Raw genomic sequence first — 18,955 nt, forward strand, 5'->3', positions numbered from 1 at the left:
TTTAATATCTACATGATATGTAGCAGAAATCAAGATAGTGTTTAGTATTGTTTTTAATGGTAACGGAGAAAATACCACTCATGAAAAGAATGTTATTTAACGCAACACACCATGAAGAAATACGTGTTGCAATTGTAGATGGACAAAAATTAATAGATTTAGATGTAGAAACATCTAGCCGTGAACAACGTAAAGGTAATATATATAAAGGAGTTGTAACAAGAATTGAACCTGGTTTAGAGGCATGTTTTATAAATTATGGAGAAGACAAACATGGATTTCTACCATTTAAAGAAATAGCGAAAAGTTATTTTAAAGAAGGAATTGATTTTAGAAATACAAAAATCCAAGATGCTATAAAAGATGGTCAAGAATTAATTGTCCAAGTAGAAAAAGAAGAAAGAGGAAATAAAGGAGCTGCTCTTACCACATTCATATCATTGGCTGGTAGATATTTAGTACTAATGCCTAATAACCCTAGAGGAGGAGGTGTATCTAGGCGTATAGAAGGAGAAGAACGTCAAGAATTAAAAGATATCATGGAGAAACTAGATATTCCCAATGGGATGAGTATAATAGCAAGAACAGCTGGAATTGGTAGAACTATTGAGGAGCTTCAGTGGGATTTATCCTATCTACTCCAATTGTGGAATGCAATAGATAAAGCAGCTAAAGAGAATAATTCTCCGGTACTCATATACTTAGAATCTAGTCTAATTATAAGGGCAATAAGAGATTATTTTTCACCAGATATTAATGAAATTCTAATTGATAATCAAGAAATTGTTAAGCAAGCTCAAGCATTCATGAGTGTTGTAATGCCAGACAATGTCCAATGTGTCAAGAATTATCAAAATGAAATACCATTATTTTCAAGATTCCAAATAGAACATCAAATAGAAACAGCATATTCTAGAATGATTCAATTGCCATCCGGTGGCTCTATTGTAATTGACCATACTGAAGCATTAGTCGCAATAGATGTAAATTCCGCAAAATCAACAAGAGGTGCTGATATAGAAGAAACTGCCTTAAGGACAAATCTAGAAGCTGCTGAAGAAGTTGCAAGACAATTAAGATTAAGAGATCTTGGTGGTCTTATAGTAATTGATTTTATAGATATGGAAGATATTAAAAATCAAAAAAGTGTTGAACAAAGACTTAGAGAAGCATTAAGAGTAGATAGAGCAAGAGTGCAAATAGGCAAAAAAATATCAAAATTTGGACTAATAGAACTATCAAGACAAAGATTGCGTCCAGCTTTAAATGAAGGATCACATATAACATGTCCTAGATGTACTGGAATTGGAGTTATTAGAGATACGGAATCTAGTGCTCTACAAGTATTGAGACTAATTCAGGAAGAAGCAATGAAAGATGCTACTGCAGCGGTATATGCACAATTACCAGTAGATGTTGCTACTTATTTATTGAATGAAAAAAGAAATGATATTAATAATATAGAATTACAACTAAGTATAAAACTTATTTTAATACCAAATAAGTATTTTGAAACACCACATTATAATATAGAAAGAATAAAAAATGATGATCCAAAATTAGAAGAACAAAAAACAAGCTTTAATTTAGTAGAGATACCAAACAATAATTTAATATGGAACATACCAGAATCCGAAGAAAAACATAGGCCAGAGGCTTTGATAAAAGATAGTACACTTAGAAAACCAGCCCCAATAGTATCCAATATAAAGTATAAATCTTCAAATAATTCTAGTGATAATAGCAATATATTCAAAAAAATATTTTCCTGGATAAACTTATTCAATAAAAAAGAAACAACCCCACAAAATCAATATAATCACCATAAATCATCTCTACATGAACAACAAAACTCAAAACATAGAAATGAAAAAAAATATAATTATAGAAATAAAAACCAAAGTAAATTACTACAAGAAAAGCAACCTACAAATTCTATAGATTCATATAATGAAAATATAAATAAAATAGAAGAAGATCATATCTTATCTAAAAAAGATAAAATTAAAAATAAACGTGATAATCAAATTAATCTTGTAGAAAATAAAATAGAAGTCAATTATGAAAGAAAAATTGATCCTTTAGATCAAAATAATTTGACAACAAATAACAATGATAATGATAAAAAACCAAATATCCGTAGAAGAAATAATGGTTATAGAAAAAATCAGAAAAATTTCATATCTAAAAATTCAAAAGAATTAGCTATTTCTCATGAAGTAGAAAATATAGATACAAATCTTTCTTTTGCAGATAAAACTGATAATGATTCTACTCAGAAGAACTCTGAAAAACTGATATCTACTAATAATAAAATTGAAGATAATATGATAGAAACAGCAACTATAAATAATTCATATCCACCAAAGATAAATTATAATATTGTGGCTACTACCAATCAACCTACAAAAAACCTTCAAATAGTAGAAACTAATTCTCAACCTATTAATGAACAAACTAATGATATTAAACCAGAAAGTAATAGAAGAATTTATACTAAAAATACTACAGACCATAAAACAAAGAAACATCTAATACAGGTAGAAACTAAAGATTAAAAATCAAAACATAGCATCTGTAATTTATTCAAAAAATTACGATGCTATGTTTTTCATAATTATTTTAATAAAATTGACAATAAATCATAAATTATTTCTTTTAATTTTCTTCTATCAATAACCATATCTATGGCACCTTTATCTAGCAAAAATTCTGCTCTCTGAAATCCTTCAGGTAACTTTTCCCTAACAGTTTGCTCTATAACTCTAGGACCTGCAAATCCTATCAAGGCCTTAGGTTCAGCTATTACAACATCACCCATAAAAGCAAAACTAGCAGAAACACCACCCATAGTAGGATCTGTCAAAACACTAATAAAAGGCAGTTTTGCAGCTGATAAAGAAACCAGCATGGCATTGGTTTTAGACATTTGCATCAAGGAAAATAAACTTTCTTGCATTCTTGCTCCACCAGATGCAGATATACATATGAAAGGCATAGAATGGTCTATAGCATGCTGCACAGCTAATTTAAAACGCTCGCCAACTACCGAACCCATAGACCCACCCATAAAAGCAAATTCAAAACATGCTAAAACAACTGGCATTTTATTGATATAACCACACATCACAAGTAATGAATCTGTTTCTTTTGTCTGCTTTATAGCATCGTTTAATCTGTCAGTATATTTTTTTGTATCTTTAAATTTCAATATATCAACAGATCTTATGCTACTACCTATTTCAAAACGACCTTCTGAATCCAGTAAAGAATCTATTCTTGCTCTTGACCCCATACGCATATGATGGCTACATTTGGGGCAAACATATAAGTTAGCGATCAAATCTTCATTATATAAAACTGAATCACAAGAAATACATTTACACCATAAACCCTGTGGAACACGCCTAGCACCACTATCATTAGACTTGCTAATTCTTGGAGGTAGGATTTTTTCTAACCAACTCATATTATGATATATAACAGCAAAATAAAAAATCACATACTATCAAGAGACTTTCTTATATTAGCTATCCAATTACTAGCAGCAGATATAGCAGCACTATCTTTATTTCCAGCAATCTCATTATTAACTGACTCTTGCATTATTTCTATAATTTTACTTCCTATTACTACTGCATCAGCACAATTAGCAATCTGCTTAGCACTTTCAGCATCTCTAATACCAAAACCAACTCCAACTGGAACATTAATATGTTTTCTAATTAAATGTAATTTCTCAACTACCTCTTCAATATTAAGTTTTTTAGAACCAGTAACTCCTCGTAAGGAAACATAATATACATAACCATTTGCAATCTTAGATATCTTTTTGATACGTTCTTCTCCAGAAGTAGGAGAAAGCAAAAAAATCATGTTTATACCAGCATCACCAAGCATTTTTGAAAAATCTTCAGACTCTTCAGGAGTATAGTCAACTACTAACACCCCATCAACTCCAGCAGTTTTTGACAACTGAGCAAATTGTTTTTGGCCAATACTCTCTATTGGATTAGCATACCCCATAAGAACAACTGGTGTTACTTTATCATGAATACGGAATTCTTCTACTGCACTTAATATCTTTTTTAAATTCATACCATTTTTTATAGCACGTTCAGAAGCTTTTTGTATTACAGGACCATCTGCCATAGGATCAGAAAAAGGCATTCCAATTTCTAAAATATCAGCACCACTTTTTGCTAAGCTGTGCATCAAAGGAACAGTAGAACTAATTGAAGGGTCACCAGCAGTAACATATGTAATAAGAGCTGATTTACGACCATCACTAACCATTCTAGAAAAAAATGATTCAATACGATTTATTTTTGTATTCATAAATTTTTATAAAGAGATACCAGAACGTTCGGCAACTGTATGCATATCTTTGTCACCACGACCAGACAAATTAACAAGAATAATATTATCTTTTGGAAGAGAAGGCGCCATTTTAACTGCTTGAGCAATTGCATGAGCAGACTCTAAGGCAGGCATAATACCCTCAATACGACAACAATCATGAAAAGATTTCAATGCTTCATCATCAGTAATGCCGACATAATTAGCTCTACCTATTTCTTTTAACCAAACATGCTCTGGACCAACTCCAGGATAATCTAAACCAGCTGATATAGAATGTGTTTCTTTTATCTGACCATCCTCATTTTGTATTACATATGTTCTATTACCATGCAAAACGCCTACTTTTCCAGCTATCAAAGAAGCTGAATGTAGACCGGTATCTATACCAGATCCAGCTGCTTCTACACCTATTAATTGAACATTTTCATATGGAATATATGGATGGAATATACCTATAGCATTAGATCCCCCACCTACTGCAGCAATAACATAATCAGGTTGACGACCTGCATATTTTGGCATCTGACAAATACTTTCTTTGCCTATTATCGTCTGAAAATCTCTTACCATACGAGGATAAGGATCAGGTCCTGCTACAGTACCAATAATATAAAAAGTATCATCTACGTTAGTTACCCAATCTCTCATTGCTTCATTTAAAGCATCTTTCAATGTACATGAACCAGAATAAACTGGTACTATACTTGCTCCCAATAATTTCATTCTATATACATTGGAAGCCTGTCTCTTAACATCTTCACTACCCATATAAACTACGCATTCCATACCATAACGAGCAGCAACAGTAGCTGTGGCAACACCATGCTGTCCTGCACCAGTCTCTGCTATAACGCGTCGCTTATTCATTCTTTTAGCAAGTAATGCTTGTCCAATACAATTATTAACTTTGTGCGCTCCAGTATGATTTAGATCTTCTCTTTTAAACCATATTTGTGCTCCACCTAACATTTCTGACCATCTTTTAGCATGATATACAGGGCTAGGTCTACCGACAAAATGCTTTAATTCATTTTCAAACTCTTCAACAAAAAATGAATCATTACGATATTTATCATAATTGAAACGCAATTCAGCTATTGGATGCATCAGCGTTTCAGAAACAAAGAGCCCACCATATTGACCAAAATGGCCATTATCATCAGGGTAATTATACTTTAACAAGAAAGTTCTCCACTGTTACTAATAAAAATTATTATCACCAAATTAAATAAAACTAATAGTTACAATTCTACATTAAGTTAGCAAAAATTGTGAGTTAATAAAACATTATATATAGCATTAAACAAAAAGATTTCCATAAGTTAATATCTACAACTCAAATAATTATTTCTTTACAAACAATATATAACTATTAAATCCAGTTTGATTTATGCTATATAATCATCATGTTACAAATTTGATAACTAATTAAAATAATAGATAACCTCTTGTAAAGAATGATAAATATTCTTAATTGTGAAAACAATAACATCTCAAAAATTTGTTGCAACGTTCCCTATAAAAGAAACCTTAATACAAAGTAATATACTGTCATTAAATAATATTAAAAAGCATACATTTAGATATTATAAAAAATATCTTCTTTATGAACATCTTAAATGATTAAACTCATCAAACATCAGGTATATCAAAAACTTTTCTTAAATAGAATAAATAATCTGGATCATCACACATTATTTTTTCTGGAGCATCAGAAATCTTTGCAACGGGCTGATCATTACAACGAACCATTTTCATAACAATCTGCAAAGGCTTAAAACCAAGATCATTTGTTAGATCTGTTCCTATACCAAAAGTAAGTTTACAAGCATTGGAGAAATATCTTGCTAATTCAATAGCTTTAGGAAAAGTCAAAGAATCTGAAAAAATCAATGTCTTATTTCGAGCATCTATTCTATTCTTTCTATAATGTTCTAAAATTCTGTTACCCCAAATAAATGGGTCTCCAGAATCATGGCGAACACCATCAAATAATTTACAAAAGTACAAATCAAAATCCCTTAAAAAGGCATCTATTCCATAAACATCTGATAGTGCTATTCCTAGATCACCCCTATACTCCTTAGCCCAAATTTCAAACGCAAAAACCTGAGAATCTCGTAATCTCGGACCTAGTGATTGACAAGCTTGTAAATATTCATGACCCATTGTTCCTAATGGTGATACTCCATATTTTTGAGCTAACATAACGTTACTAGTTCCAGCAAAATTATGGAACATGTCATTTTTCATGGTATTTACAACCTCTTCATGCCAATTCTTAGAAAAACGACGTCTTGTACCATACTCCGCTACTCTAAAATCAACCAAGTTAGAACCTTTCAAAACCAAATCAATTTTTGCTTGTAGCCTCTTTCGCCCTTCATCTAAATTTAAATTATTACTATTATGACGAAAATAAACTTCATTAACTATTGCTAAAACTGGTATTTCAAATAAAATAGTATGCAACCATGGACCTTTTACACTAATATTAATTTCACCTGTATTATTACTTTCTTCAACTGAAATACATTTTTTAGGGAGGTAAAATAATCTTAGAAAATCTATAAAATCACTTTTGATAAACCTTAGACTACCTAAATAACTTAATTCATCTTCAGAAAATCTTAAGGAACAAAGATGATTAATTTCCTCTCTTATTTCATCAATGTATGGGCATAAATTAACCCCTGTATTTCTACATTTATAACGATATTCTACATAAGCAGCAGGAAAATGGTGCAAAACCACTTGCATCATACTGAACTTATATAAATCTGTATCAAGTAAAGATTCTATTATCATGGCTCTGTTATAAAAAACTTTTTTTAATATAACTAAAAGTTTACACTAACATGTTAAACATATTGCAACAATTTATTTATATCATAGGAGGTATATAAATGACACATGTGGTTACAGAAAATTGTATTAATTGCAAATATACTAATTGCGTTGATGTTTGTCCTGTTGATTGTTTTAAAGAAGGAGAAAATTTTTTAGTAATTGATCCTGATGAATGTATAGATTGTGCAGTTTGTGTACCTGAATGTCCTGCAAATGCAATATTCTCTGATGAAGATTTGCCTGAAGATCAAAAAATATTTCTTTCTATTAATCAAGAATTATCAAAAACATTCAAAAATATTACCAGATCAAAACAAGCATTAAAAGATGCAGATGAATGGAAAGATATAAAAGGAAAAATAAAATATCTAAAACGTTAAATGATCATGATAGAACAAAAAATAAGCAAAAATTATACATCTCAAACTGTTGAGAATATTAAGATATGGAAAAATGGAAGTCTATTTTCTATAAAAACGACTAAAGATAAAAATTATGATTTCCAATCAGGTCAATTTGCTCGTCTGGGATTGATAAACAAAACTAAAACTAATCACCCACTAATATGGAGAGCATACTCCATAGTTAGCGCACCTCATGAGAATTTTTTAGAATTTTACTATACTATAATTAATAAAGGAGAATTTAGTAAAATTTTATTAAACCTGGAAACAAAAGATCATATATTTATAGAAAAAAAAGCATATGGATTTTTAACTATAAATCAATTTCTTGGACCGACGATAAAAAATCAAAATAATAAACTTTGGCTTATTGCTACAGGAACAGGTTTATCAGCTTATATTTCAATATTACGAAATCATAAAACTTGGGAATATTTTGACAAAATTTTTTTATTACATAGTACTAAATTTTTTGATGAGTTATCATACAAAGAAGAATTAGAAATTCTAGCTAAAACAAATAAAAGATTTGAATATTTACCAATAACAACAAGAGAAAAATCATCAGTTTTATCAGGAACAAGAATCACGTCCTTGGTCATGAACGGCAATTTAGAAAAGATAACAAAAGAAACGATCGACCCAGAATCTTCTAAAATAATGCTGTGTGGAAATCCGACAATGGTATTGGAGATGCGTAAAATACTATATGATAGAGGATTTTATACTTCAAAACAAAATATTGTTGGTAATCTTGCTATGGAACGTTATTGGATCTAATTATTATAAGAATATGATACAGAATGACAAACAAAAAAAATTACTAGATATAATTGATGCAATACTACCTCAAACACAATGTGGCAAATGTGGATATCAAGCTTGCAGACCTTATGCAGAAGCTTTATCTAATGGAAATGCAAAAATAAACCTTTGTCCTCCAGGTGGTGATGATGTTATAAATAAACTAGCTAATGTTCTAAATAAACAAATAATACCTCTTGATACTTCAAGAGGTACATATGTTGGCTATAAAATAGCAGTTATAGATGAAAATATATGTATAGGATGTACAATATGCATAAATAAATGTCCAGTTGATGCAATAATTGGAGCTCCAAAAAAGATGCATGTTATAGTTCAAGAATGGTGTACCGGATGTGAACTTTGCATTGACCCATGCCCTGTTGATTGCATAAAAATGATTTCTACCAATAAATTATGGACGCAAAAAGATGCTAATAATTCCAGAATAAGAAGAGAGAAACATCAAAATAGAATTAAACCAAAAACTTCTATGGATATACATTTGACAGAAATTATTAATGACCAAAATAATGATAATAATATTGGTATTAATAATAACAAAAAATCTATAAAAGAAAAATTAGACTTAATAAAGCAAATTAATCTCAAAGCAAAAGAAAAAAGAAACAAATAAATTTATATCTATAATGGAAAAAGAAAAAATAATTAATATATTCAAGCGTTTTCAAAAAACAAACCCGAATCCACGAACCGAACTTGAATATAATTCTGCTTTCCAATTACTGATAGCAGTCATCTTATCAGCACAGTCAACTGATAAATCTGTAAATGCTGTAACAAAAAATCTATTTTTAAACTATGGAACACCAAAATTATTAATAAAACTAGGTATTGAGGGAATAGAATCTCATATAAAAAGCATAGGGTTATATAAATCAAAATCAAAAAATATTTTTAAAACATCTATGATTATAGATGAGTATTTTAATGGGCAAGTTCCTAAAAACAGAGAAGATTTAGAACTCTTACCTGGAGTAGGAAGAAAAACAGCAAACATAATATTAAATGTCATATTCCAACAACCAACAATTGCAGTTGATACTCATGTATTTAGAGTATCTAATAGAACTGGCTTAGCACAAGGAAAAAATGTTTTAGAAGTTGAAAATAATCTACTAAATAATATTCCAGAAGAATATTTACAAAATGCTCACCATTGGCTAATTATTCTTGGTAGATATACTTGCAAAAAAAAATCACCAAAATGTAATATATGTTTAATAAATGATATATGTGAATACGAACATAAATCAGATATAAATCATATATCTAAAAAAATTAAAAAAACAATCTTAAATTAGGATAAATAAGTGAATAAAATTCTTATAAACATATTTCCAATATCTGTTTTCTTCTTATCTTATAATTATACAAATGATATATACATTGCCACAAAAATTTTAGTTTTACTATGTATACTACAATTAATAGTATTGAAATTACAAAAAAATAAAATAGATAATGTAATGATGTTAAGCACATTATTAGTAATAATAATGGGTACTGCTACAGTAATATGCAGAGATGATTTCTTTATAAAACTAAAACCAACCATAATATATCTAGGATTTGCTATATCAATGTTAGTAGCAAATATATGTTTTAAAAAGAATTTAGTTTATATAGTCTTACATAAGAAAATTAATTTACCAATTAAAATATGGAATAATCTAAATATTTCATGGATTTGTTTTTTTTTCATGCTTAGTTTATTCAATGCATTTATTGCTTTCTCTGGTTTATTTTCCCAGAAAACATGGGTAAATTTTAGAACATTTGGAATATTAATAATATTACTTACATACGCTTTTATACAATTAATTTTAATAAAAAAACATATAAAGAATGAACCTTTAACAAATAAAGAATAAAAAATATGAAAGAACAAAATGAAAATACATTAGTTTGTCTAATAAAAAATAGGTTAGCCGTTTTACAACCAATTTTTTTAGAAGTAATTGATCTATCTGATTTGCATAAAAATCATAATAAACCAGAGAATTCAGGACATTATAAAGTCATAATAAAATCTGATAAATTTATCAACCTATCTAAAATAGAACAGCATAGAACAGTATATAAATGTCTAGATGGTTTAATACCTTCACCAATACATGCTATTATTTTAGAGATAAGAAATTAACTATAGTAAATGATAAAGGTGAAATATGAAAAAAATCATAATGTTTATAACTATACTTTTAATATCAAATGTAACTTCTGCTCAGAATATAGCATCAGTCAATGGCCATAATATTACTCAAGAAAATTTAGAAAATTTTGTTTCTCTGCTTATAAACCAAGGTGCTTCTGACTCAAAGGAACTAAGAGAGCAAATAAAAGAAGAACTAATAAATAGACAAATTCTATTACAAGAAGCTGAAAAAAATGGCACTATAAATAATCCTATAGTACAAACTGAAATACAACTTGCAAAAGAAAGTATAATAGTAAGATCTTTTCTAACAGATTTCTTAAAAAAAAATAAAATAACTGATAATGAAATAGAAAGACAATATGAGAAACTAAAGAAAGAACAATCTTCTAAAAAAGAATATAAAGTAAGTCATATACTGACAGATAATAAAAATGATGCAATTAATATAATTAAAAAACTCAACAAAGATGTATCAAAATTTACTGAAATAGCAAAAGATACCTCTAAAGATGAAAGCAGTAGAATAAATGGTGGTTTATTAGGATGGAGCAATACTGAAGAATATGTAGAAGAATTTGCAAATGCTGTCAAAAATCTTACACCTGGAACAATATCACAAAATCCAATCAAAACAAAATTTGGATGGCATATCATCAAATTAGATGACACTAGGAACCTAGAATTTCCAGAACTAAACCAAGTACGACCACAAATAGAAGAAATGTTAAAACAACAAATGCTAGCAAATTTGCAAAACGAATTACGTTTAAAATCTATTATTAAATAATTATTTAATAATTTTTATACAATAATCTAGTCTAAGTTTTTTCAACTAAACATATAAATTCTTCCTCATTAATAACTAACAAATTAGGAAATTGTTGAGCCTTGGTCACTTTACTTCCAGGCTCATCACCAACAATCAAATAATTAACTTTTGATGAAATTGTATTTACGACTTTACCACCATACTTAGTTATATATTCTATAACCTCATCCCTAGAGAATCTTCTTAGCTTTCCAGTTAATACAAAAGTATTCCCCTCTAATGAAGGTAAGATTTTTGTATTAACCCCAAAAATTTCAGGATTTAAACCATTTTTCTTCATCTTATCTAACAAATCTATATTTTGTTGTTCCGAAAAAAAAATCGCTATTGAAGAAGCTATTTTTGGACCAATATCAGGCAACTCCATAAAGTCTTCTTTACTACAATTCATAATTCTATCTAAAGAAATAAACTTACTTGCAATAGTGTGTGCAGTACTATCACCTACATGTCTTATGCCTAAAGAAAATAAAAATCTATCTAATTTTGGAGAACGAGACCTATCTATAGCTTGCATAATATTATTGGCAGACTTAGATCCTATATTTTCTATGCTTAACAAAGTTTCAATATTTAGGCTATATATGTCTGCCAAAGATTTTATTTCATTACTATCCACCAATTTATAAATTAAACTCTTGCCAAAACCAATAATATTCAAAGCTTTTCTACCTACTGCATGTAATAACCTTTGTTTCAATTGCGCAGAACAAAATAGACCACCAGTACAACGAGTTACAGACTCTCCATCTATTCTACGAAGTATAGATTTACAAATCGGACAATAAATTGGCATATTAAAACTAAAAACAGTATCTGACCTTAACTCTTTGACTGCCTCAATAACCTCTGGAATAACATCTCCTGCTCTTCTAATTCTTACAAAATCACCAATTCTTAGGTCTTTACGTATTATTTCATTTTCATTATGTAAAGTAGCACTGGATATAGTAGCTCCAGATATGAGAACAGGATCAAGTCTGGCCACTGGAGTTATAGCTCCGGTTCTACCTACTTGAACATCTATGGCAAGTAATTTGGTTATAGCCTCTTCTGGAGAAAATTTATGAGCTAAAGCAAATCTAGGAGACCTAGATGAATAACCCAGCATTTTTTGAAAAATTAAAGAATTAACTTTATATACAACACCATCTATATCATAAGGCAAAGAATTTCTGATTTTTTGAATTTTTTCATAAAAACCTAGCATACCACTAAAATTATTTACTGTTTCCTGATAATTTCTATTAACTGGAAATCCTATAGATGAAAGCCAATTTATAACTGAACTGTGATAATTATCTAATATAATTTTTTTTTCTTGAGAAAAATTTTCGATCTTTCCATAACCATATGCAAAAAATTTCAAATTACGTGAAGCAGTTATCCTAGGATCTAAATTTCTTAAACTACCAGCAGCAGCATTACGCGTATTCATGAAGAGTTTACCACCATTCATTCTTTGATAGTTGTTTAATCTTTCAAAATCATCATGCCTCATAAAAACTTCACCTCTAACTTCCAAAATATCAGGAACTATACCATGTAAAATTAATGGTACCGACCTTATAGTTCTTATATTAGAGGTAACATCCTCCCCAACACTACCATCACCTCTTGTAGAAGCACTTACTAGCAAACCTTTTTCGTAACGTATGTTTATGGCAAGGCCATCAAACTTCAAATCACAAAAATAGCAGACATCTTCTTTAAGACCAATCAAATTATTATCATATAATAGTTTTTTTACCCTAGTATCAAAAGAAACAACGTCATCAGTTTTAAATCCATTAGATAATGATAACATTGGTACTTCATGTTTAATTTGATTAAAATAAGGTAAAGGCGAAGATCCTACACGCTGTGTTGGAGAATTAGAATCTATTAACTCTGGGTATAATGACTCTAGTTTAACCAGCTTATCTACCAATGCATCATATTGAGCATCACTAATCAAAGGATCATCATAACAGTGATAATTTATATTATGAAAATCAATTTCTTTCCTTAAAGAAAGAATTATTTGCTTCAATTCACTAATACTATATTTTTTATTTAAAAACTCTTCTTGCACGATAGCTACCAGCTTTAAAACCATTATTTTCTAAAGAATTAAGAATTTTTTGAACTTGTAATTCTATTGAACTTATATCATCAAATGATAATATGAGACCATTTTTATCAACTACTCTAGCATCTATATATTCTGCAATTTCTGTTATAAAACTAAAAAAAATAGAAAACAAATTTTTATTAGGATTAGAACGCGGAATATCTAATGTAAGACTAATTACATCTCCTATGTTTACAGAATCTTCTAAAGAACAATTATCATTTCGAGATAAAATAATATAACACTCATTATTATCTAATAATAAAGCATCTTTATAATGAGATACGAAACTAAATATATCAGCAATACCTAATAACACCCCATTATCCAATTTCTTATTCATAATTAAGCTCAAGCTAATACAAGCATCTAAAGACATACAAAGCTTATCTAGATAAATAGCTTTATCAATAATAAAATCATAATCAGGACATACAATAGTAGCCTTGATATGTGAAGTTATATCTTTAGCTAATTTATATGAATTAAAAAATCTTGATTTACTTATAGGGCCTTCTCTATCTGCTAGCAAAACTAGTATTCTTAACAAACTATATGAATGATTATCATAAATATCTAATTGTTTTCTTTTATCTATTGATTCTACCAAATATCTTATATTTTCTTCATAATTCACAGGTAATATTTTCTTAATATCAACACCAAAAACTGGCAAATCAAAAATAATATCTATTGAAAATTCAATTTCATTATCAATATTAGAATAATAATTGTTATAATCTTCACTAAAAACAAAAGCAGATCCTGAAATAACTGGCTCAATACGATCAGGAATATGGATAATATCTTTTGAATTAGTAATATTAAATATTAATTTAATATTACTAATAAAATATTTTATAATTTGTAAAAAGTTACGATTCATCTCTGATTGATTAGATGTTATAAAATAAATAAACTAAGTAATTGACAAATTCAAATTTTGTATTTGAAAAATAAATGTAATATTGAACAAGTATATATTATAAGCATAAAGTTAAACTATTGTTATTACTTTAACAAAATTAAAAAATATCCCAAGTCTGAATAGCACGCACAATAGAATTTGTGAGCAACATTTCAAATAAGTATTTAAACCTATGAAATAATTATTATTAAATATATTATATAATTTAACTTTAAAAAATTAGAGGAAGATTTTTGAAAAAAGAATTCTATACTATCATGGCTGCACAGGCTCTTTCATCCTTAGCCGACAATGCTTTGTTCATAGCTGTTATATCACTAATCATTGAACTAAATGGTCCTGCTTGGGTTATTCCGCTTATGAAATGGTCATTTGCTTTATCTTATGTCGTCCTAGCTCCATTTGTTGGCATAATATCTGATAAATTTCCAAAAGGTCATGTTATGTTTTATTCAAATCTGATTAAAATACTAGGATGCTTATTAATAATTTTTATTCCAACACTAAGTTGTGATTTAGATGTAAAAATATATTTGATATCATTATCATACAGCCTAGTAGGGATAGGTGCTGCAATATATTCTCCAGCAAAATACGGCATAGTAACTGAAATACTTCCTGCAAAAATGCTTGTGCAAGGTAATAGTTGGATTGAAGGCCTAACAGTATTATCTATAATAATAGGAACCTGTCTTGGTGGGTATTTAATTACTCCTAGCACTTCAAATTTTTTAGTCAACCAATCATACTTATCCTATTTTGCTAACTCATCATCAGAAATGGCAGTGTTTATAATATTACATATATATATATCTGCTGCTATATTTAATCTAATGATAAAAAAAACAAATATTATATATACAATAAAAAATAAAAATACAATTGAAATTTTTAGAAATTTTTATCAGAGCTTATTAATAATATATAAAGACGAATTAGGCAGAGTTTCTCTATTTGTTACAACTGTTTTTTGGGGAGCAAGTGCAAGTTTACAATTAATAGTTATTAAATGGGGCCAAATACATCTTGGATATTCTATAGACCAAACTTCTATACTGATGGGTATTGTAGCAATAGGAACAATAATAGGAGCAACAGCAGTAGCAAAATATCTCAGATTAAGTCAGGCCTTATCTACTATACCTATAGGAATAACCATGGGATTATTAATGTTATTAATGCCTTTTATACAAACAGAGATGAATGCTTATTTACTATTAATTGTCACTGGAGTATTAGCTGGTTTCTTTGTAGTCCCAATGAATGCATTGCTACAGCACAGAGGTTATAAGTTGCTTTCTGCTGGTAATTCTATTGCTGTTCAAAATTTTAATGAACAGCTAAATATACTAATTATGATAAGTTTTTATACTATTCTTGTTTGGTTTAATGTAGATATAGATAATATAATTATTATATATGGAATGATAGTAAGTATATCGATGTCTTACTGCCTATTATATATACATACAAATAAAAAATTATATAGAAAATTATTAGCAATATTAGACAAAGAAACATAAAACTAGTTTCATATGCTCTTTAATAAACAAAGATCATCCCAGACCAAGGATTTTTCTTCTGGTTTGCGTAATAAATATGCAGGATGATAGCTTACAACAACTGGAATATTATTTGATTGATTGCCATGAGAAAAGTAGTGAATTTTCCCCCTAAGTTCTCTTATACTTAAACTATTGTTTAAAACAGCATTTGCAGAAAATTTTCCCAAAACAAAAATTTTATTTGGCTTCAAAAAATCAATCTGCTCTAACAAAAACGGACGACATAATTCTAATTCTTCAGGTTTTGGATTTCTATTAGCAGGAGGTCTACATTTAACTATATTTGTAATAAAAGTATCTCTATCTCTATAAATTTCAATTGCATTAAGCATTTGATCCAAAAGCTTACCTGATTTACCTACGAAGGGAATTCCTGTAGCATCTTCCTGTTCTCCAGGAGCCTCCCCTATTATTAGACACAAACCTTTAGATATATTTCCTGAACCAAAAACTACATTTTTCCTATAATGACATAAATCACATAATTTACAACTATTTACTAAATTTTTTAGTATGTCAAAATTATTAGAATTAATTTTATCTGTATGATAGTCTTGAACTCTATTTTCTACAGACCGATTAGATGTTTTCAAAAAAAAATCCTTATGCTTTTCTCTATCTAGACTATTTTTATCAGAAATAATACGCACTCCTATCTCTTTCAATAAGATACGATGTATATAACTAACTGAATTCTTATTCTTTAAATAAAAAAACATAACAATTTTATTAACATAGTTTTTTTTCCATCACAATTGCACTTTCAGTTTTAGAATTATGAAGAACATAGTATTTTTCTCTTTTACCTATTTTAGAAAAACCATATTTTTTGTAAAAATTCATAGCATTTATATTATGCTCTCCAACTTCTATTATAATACTATTCAATCTATTTTCTTTAGAAATTTGTATACACCTATCTAATAATTTAGAACCAATACCAATATTTTGAACATCCTCATGAACGGCAATACGTAATAAATGAACAACATCAGGAGCAATCATCATCACAAAGAAACCTAATATACTTTCCTTATACTTAGCTACATAAGAGATATATCCAACATTAAGACAATCTTGAAAATTACCATAAGACCAAGGAACTAATTGTACCTTAGCATCCAGCAACATAACATCATTAATATCGCTAATAGTCATTTTGCTTAAATGTATTTCTGAAAGAAAAGAACTTGTTTTAGGATTACCTCCATTATTATAGAGCAATTCATTTTTTGTAAAAGCAACTTTATTCCTTATATAAACAGGCTCAATATCGTTAAATTTTTTTTCTTTGTCAAGAAAGTAATTCTTAGATATAAGAGCTAAAATATCTGAGGATGGGTTAGTAATATCAGAATGAATAACACCTTTAGGTATTCTTAATGCTGATTCATAAATACGCCATGAATCACCAACTAATATAATATTAGTTTTTTTATAAATTGATTTCCATTGGTTAACATGAAATGTTAACCACAATGATAGATCATGAACAGAGATAAGGGCAGGTTCAAACAAAGTTTTACAATTACTACTAGTAAAAGAATCTATTAAATAGACCCCTATATATACTTCGTTCATTCTAGCATCTATAGAAGATATTATGATATTATAGGCATTTGAAGATTCTATTTGTGCTTGAAAAGCCATAGAGTATAAAGAGATTATAGGTATAATTGGGATTTTTAAAAACATACCGATAGACTTTGCAATGCTACAAGATAACCTGATTCCTGTAAATTTACCAGGACCTTGGTCAAATGAAACTGCATCCAATTCACTCTTATCTAATTTTGTTTCTGATAAAATAGATTCTATAACAGGTATTATATACTCAGAGGGTAATCTTTCTTTAGGAATTTTTGATGAAATTATATCTTTAATAACTCCATCTAAATCAAAAAATATTATAGATACACTACAAATTTCTGTAGAAGACTCTATAGCTAACAAATTAATAATCTTATTATTCATAATAATTTATTATATATATACCATTTGAAAAATTTATAAAAATTAACAGATTTAGATAAGAACTGTAATACTAAATATTATTCTATGATTTCTAGCAAATAAAATAATAATCTATCATTTATATCATTTTATATGATATAAAAAATAATTAATGCTTGTATTAAAATAATTTAAAAATTAAAATCTTTATTATTCAAAGGAGCTTTTATGAAAACAGTTGGAGAAGAGTTAGAGTCATTCAAAGTAATGGGAGTAAAACCAGGATTTACACAACATGAAGAAAACGGAGTTTCTGCATTCGAAGAAATCACAGCAAGTTCATTTCCTGGCAAATGGAAAGTTATATACTTTTATCCTAAAGATTTTACATTTGTTTGTCCTACAGAAATAATGGGATTCGACAAATTATCTAAAGAATTTGATGATAGAAATGCCGTGCTTATGGGTGGTTCTGTGGATAATGAATTCGTAAAATTAGCATGGCGTAGAGAGCATCCAGGACTTAACAAACTCAGCCATTATCAATTCGCTGATATGACTGGCTCACTAATAGATCAATTAGGAGTTAGAGATGCAAATGCTGGTGTTGCCTTACGCGCTACATTTATAGTAGATCCAGACAATGTTATACAACATGTTTCTGTAAATAACCTAAGTGTTGGACGTAATCCTGAAGAAATATTAAGACTATTAGACGGTTTTCAAACTAAAGAATTGTGTCCTTGCAATAGGGAAATAGGTGGAGACACATTGTAAAATAAAACAATCTTTGTAGTTTAGCCTTATAAACTACAAAGATTGGAACATAAAGATGCTAACAAAACTAAATAACTCTTGTAATCGAGCAGTAAATCCAATAATTAAAATTTATATGTTGCAAATAGAATACTATTTTTATAAATAGATATATGTGATATATCTATTTAACTAATACACTCAAATTA

General features: G+C 28.6%; 18 protein-coding genes. 10 read left to right on the forward strand and 8 right to left on the reverse strand.

The window, feature by feature from the left end; genetic code table 11:
* The first annotated feature begins 80 nt into the window (after window positions 1–80).
* Window positions 81–2,558, forward strand: a complete 2,478-nt coding sequence (locus tag I1N47_02430) for an Rne/Rng family ribonuclease (protein ID WBF65299.1) — start codon at window positions 81–83, stop codon at window positions 2,556–2,558.
* Between the two features lie 59 nt (window positions 2,559–2,617).
* Here the strand turns inward: I1N47_02430 and I1N47_02435 are convergent, their stop codons facing one another.
* From I1N47_02435 to pncB, 4 genes are all read right to left on the reverse strand, one after another.
* Complete coding sequence (locus I1N47_02435; GenBank protein ID WBF65907.1) at window positions 2,618–3,469, reverse strand: acetyl-CoA carboxylase carboxyltransferase subunit beta; 852 nt, start codon at window positions 3,467–3,469, stop codon at window positions 2,618–2,620.
* Window positions 3,470–3,498: 29 nt separating this feature from the next.
* Entirely contained in the window at window positions 3,499–4,338 is an 840-nt protein-coding gene (locus tag I1N47_02440) for a tryptophan synthase subunit alpha (protein ID WBF65300.1), read from the reverse strand.
* Window positions 4,339–4,344: 6 nt separating this feature from the next.
* Window positions 4,345–5,544, reverse strand: coding sequence for a tryptophan synthase subunit beta (gene trpB / locus I1N47_02445; GenBank protein WBF65301.1), 1,200 nt, complete (start codon window positions 5,542–5,544; stop codon window positions 4,345–4,347).
* 450 nt (window positions 5,545–5,994) lie between these two features.
* Window positions 5,995–7,170 carry a nicotinate phosphoribosyltransferase gene (gene pncB, locus I1N47_02450; protein WBF65302.1) on the reverse strand — a complete coding sequence of 392 codons (1,176 nt, stop codon included), beginning with the start codon at window positions 7,168–7,170 and terminating at the stop codon, window positions 5,995–5,997.
* Window positions 7,171–7,268: 98 nt separating this feature from the next.
* Here pncB and I1N47_02455 point away from each other — a divergent pair, with 98 nt between their 5' ends.
* From I1N47_02455 to I1N47_02485, 7 genes are read left to right on the forward strand one after another with little or no spacing between them, the layout of a single operon-like run.
* A complete protein-coding gene (locus I1N47_02455; GenBank protein WBF65303.1) occupies window positions 7,269–7,592 on the forward strand; it encodes a ferredoxin family protein in 324 nt (107 codons plus the stop codon).
* Window positions 7,593–7,598: 6 nt separating this feature from the next.
* On the forward strand, window positions 7,599–8,396 hold the full coding sequence (locus I1N47_02460) for a ferredoxin--NADP reductase (protein WBF65304.1): 798 nt from the start codon (window positions 7,599–7,601) through the stop codon (window positions 8,394–8,396).
* 13 nt (window positions 8,397–8,409) lie between these two features.
* A complete protein-coding gene (locus I1N47_02465; GenBank protein ID WBF65305.1) occupies window positions 8,410–9,057 on the forward strand; it encodes an RnfABCDGE type electron transport complex subunit B in 648 nt (215 codons plus the stop codon).
* Window positions 9,058–9,070: 13 nt separating this feature from the next.
* Window positions 9,071–9,745, forward strand: a complete 675-nt coding sequence (gene nth, locus I1N47_02470; protein ID WBF65306.1) for an endonuclease III — start codon at window positions 9,071–9,073, stop codon at window positions 9,743–9,745.
* Between the two features lie 9 nt (window positions 9,746–9,754).
* A complete protein-coding gene (locus I1N47_02475) occupies window positions 9,755–10,315 on the forward strand; it encodes a septation protein IspZ (GenBank protein ID WBF65307.1) in 561 nt (186 codons plus the stop codon).
* Between the two features lie 5 nt (window positions 10,316–10,320).
* Window positions 10,321–10,587, forward strand: coding sequence for a BolA family transcriptional regulator (locus tag I1N47_02480; protein WBF65308.1), 267 nt, complete (start codon window positions 10,321–10,323; stop codon window positions 10,585–10,587).
* A 25-nt stretch (window positions 10,588–10,612) separates the two neighbouring features.
* Window positions 10,613–11,389 (forward strand): peptidylprolyl isomerase, encoded by a 777-nt coding sequence (locus tag I1N47_02485; GenBank protein WBF65309.1) that lies wholly within the window; start codon window positions 10,613–10,615, stop codon window positions 11,387–11,389.
* 31 nt (window positions 11,390–11,420) lie between these two features.
* On the opposite strand, the gene ligA is transcribed toward I1N47_02485, so the two are convergent.
* Together ligA and I1N47_02495 are read right to left on the reverse strand one after the other, a co-directional pair.
* Window positions 11,421–13,529 (reverse strand): NAD-dependent DNA ligase LigA, encoded by a 2,109-nt coding sequence (gene ligA, locus I1N47_02490; GenBank protein ID WBF65310.1) that lies wholly within the window; start codon window positions 13,527–13,529, stop codon window positions 11,421–11,423.
* The gene (locus tag I1N47_02495; GenBank protein WBF65311.1) at window positions 13,483–14,430 is read right to left on the reverse strand and encodes a hypothetical protein; all 948 of its coding nucleotides are present in this window, start codon (window positions 14,428–14,430) and stop codon (window positions 13,483–13,485) included. The genes ligA and I1N47_02495 overlap by 47 nt, the downstream gene beginning before the upstream one ends.
* Window positions 14,431–14,705: 275 nt before the next feature.
* Here I1N47_02495 and lplT point away from each other — a divergent pair, with 275 nt between their 5' ends.
* Window positions 14,706–15,995 (forward strand): lysophospholipid transporter LplT, encoded by a 1,290-nt coding sequence (gene lplT, locus I1N47_02500; GenBank protein WBF65312.1) that lies wholly within the window; start codon window positions 14,706–14,708, stop codon window positions 15,993–15,995.
* An 8-nt stretch (window positions 15,996–16,003) separates the two neighbouring features.
* On the opposite strand, the gene I1N47_02505 is transcribed toward lplT, so the two are convergent.
* A complete protein-coding gene (locus I1N47_02505) occupies window positions 16,004–16,756 on the reverse strand; it encodes a uracil-DNA glycosylase (protein WBF65313.1) in 753 nt (250 codons plus the stop codon).
* A 10-nt stretch (window positions 16,757–16,766) separates the two neighbouring features.
* Complete coding sequence (gene tsaB, locus I1N47_02510) at window positions 16,767–18,011, reverse strand: tRNA (adenosine(37)-N6)-threonylcarbamoyltransferase complex dimerization subunit type 1 TsaB (protein ID WBF65314.1); 1,245 nt, start codon at window positions 18,009–18,011, stop codon at window positions 16,767–16,769.
* 207 nt (window positions 18,012–18,218) lie between these two features.
* Between tsaB and I1N47_02515 the strand changes: the two genes are divergently transcribed.
* The gene (locus tag I1N47_02515; protein ID WBF65315.1) at window positions 18,219–18,767 is read left to right on the forward strand and encodes a peroxiredoxin; all 549 of its coding nucleotides are present in this window, start codon (window positions 18,219–18,221) and stop codon (window positions 18,765–18,767) included.
* Window positions 18,768–18,955 lie beyond the last annotated feature (188 nt).

This window comes from Candidatus Kinetoplastibacterium crithidii (genome assembly GCA_027557655.1).
Taxonomy (GTDB): Bacteria; Pseudomonadota; Gammaproteobacteria; order Burkholderiales; family Burkholderiaceae_B; genus Kinetoplastidibacterium; species Kinetoplastidibacterium crithidii_C.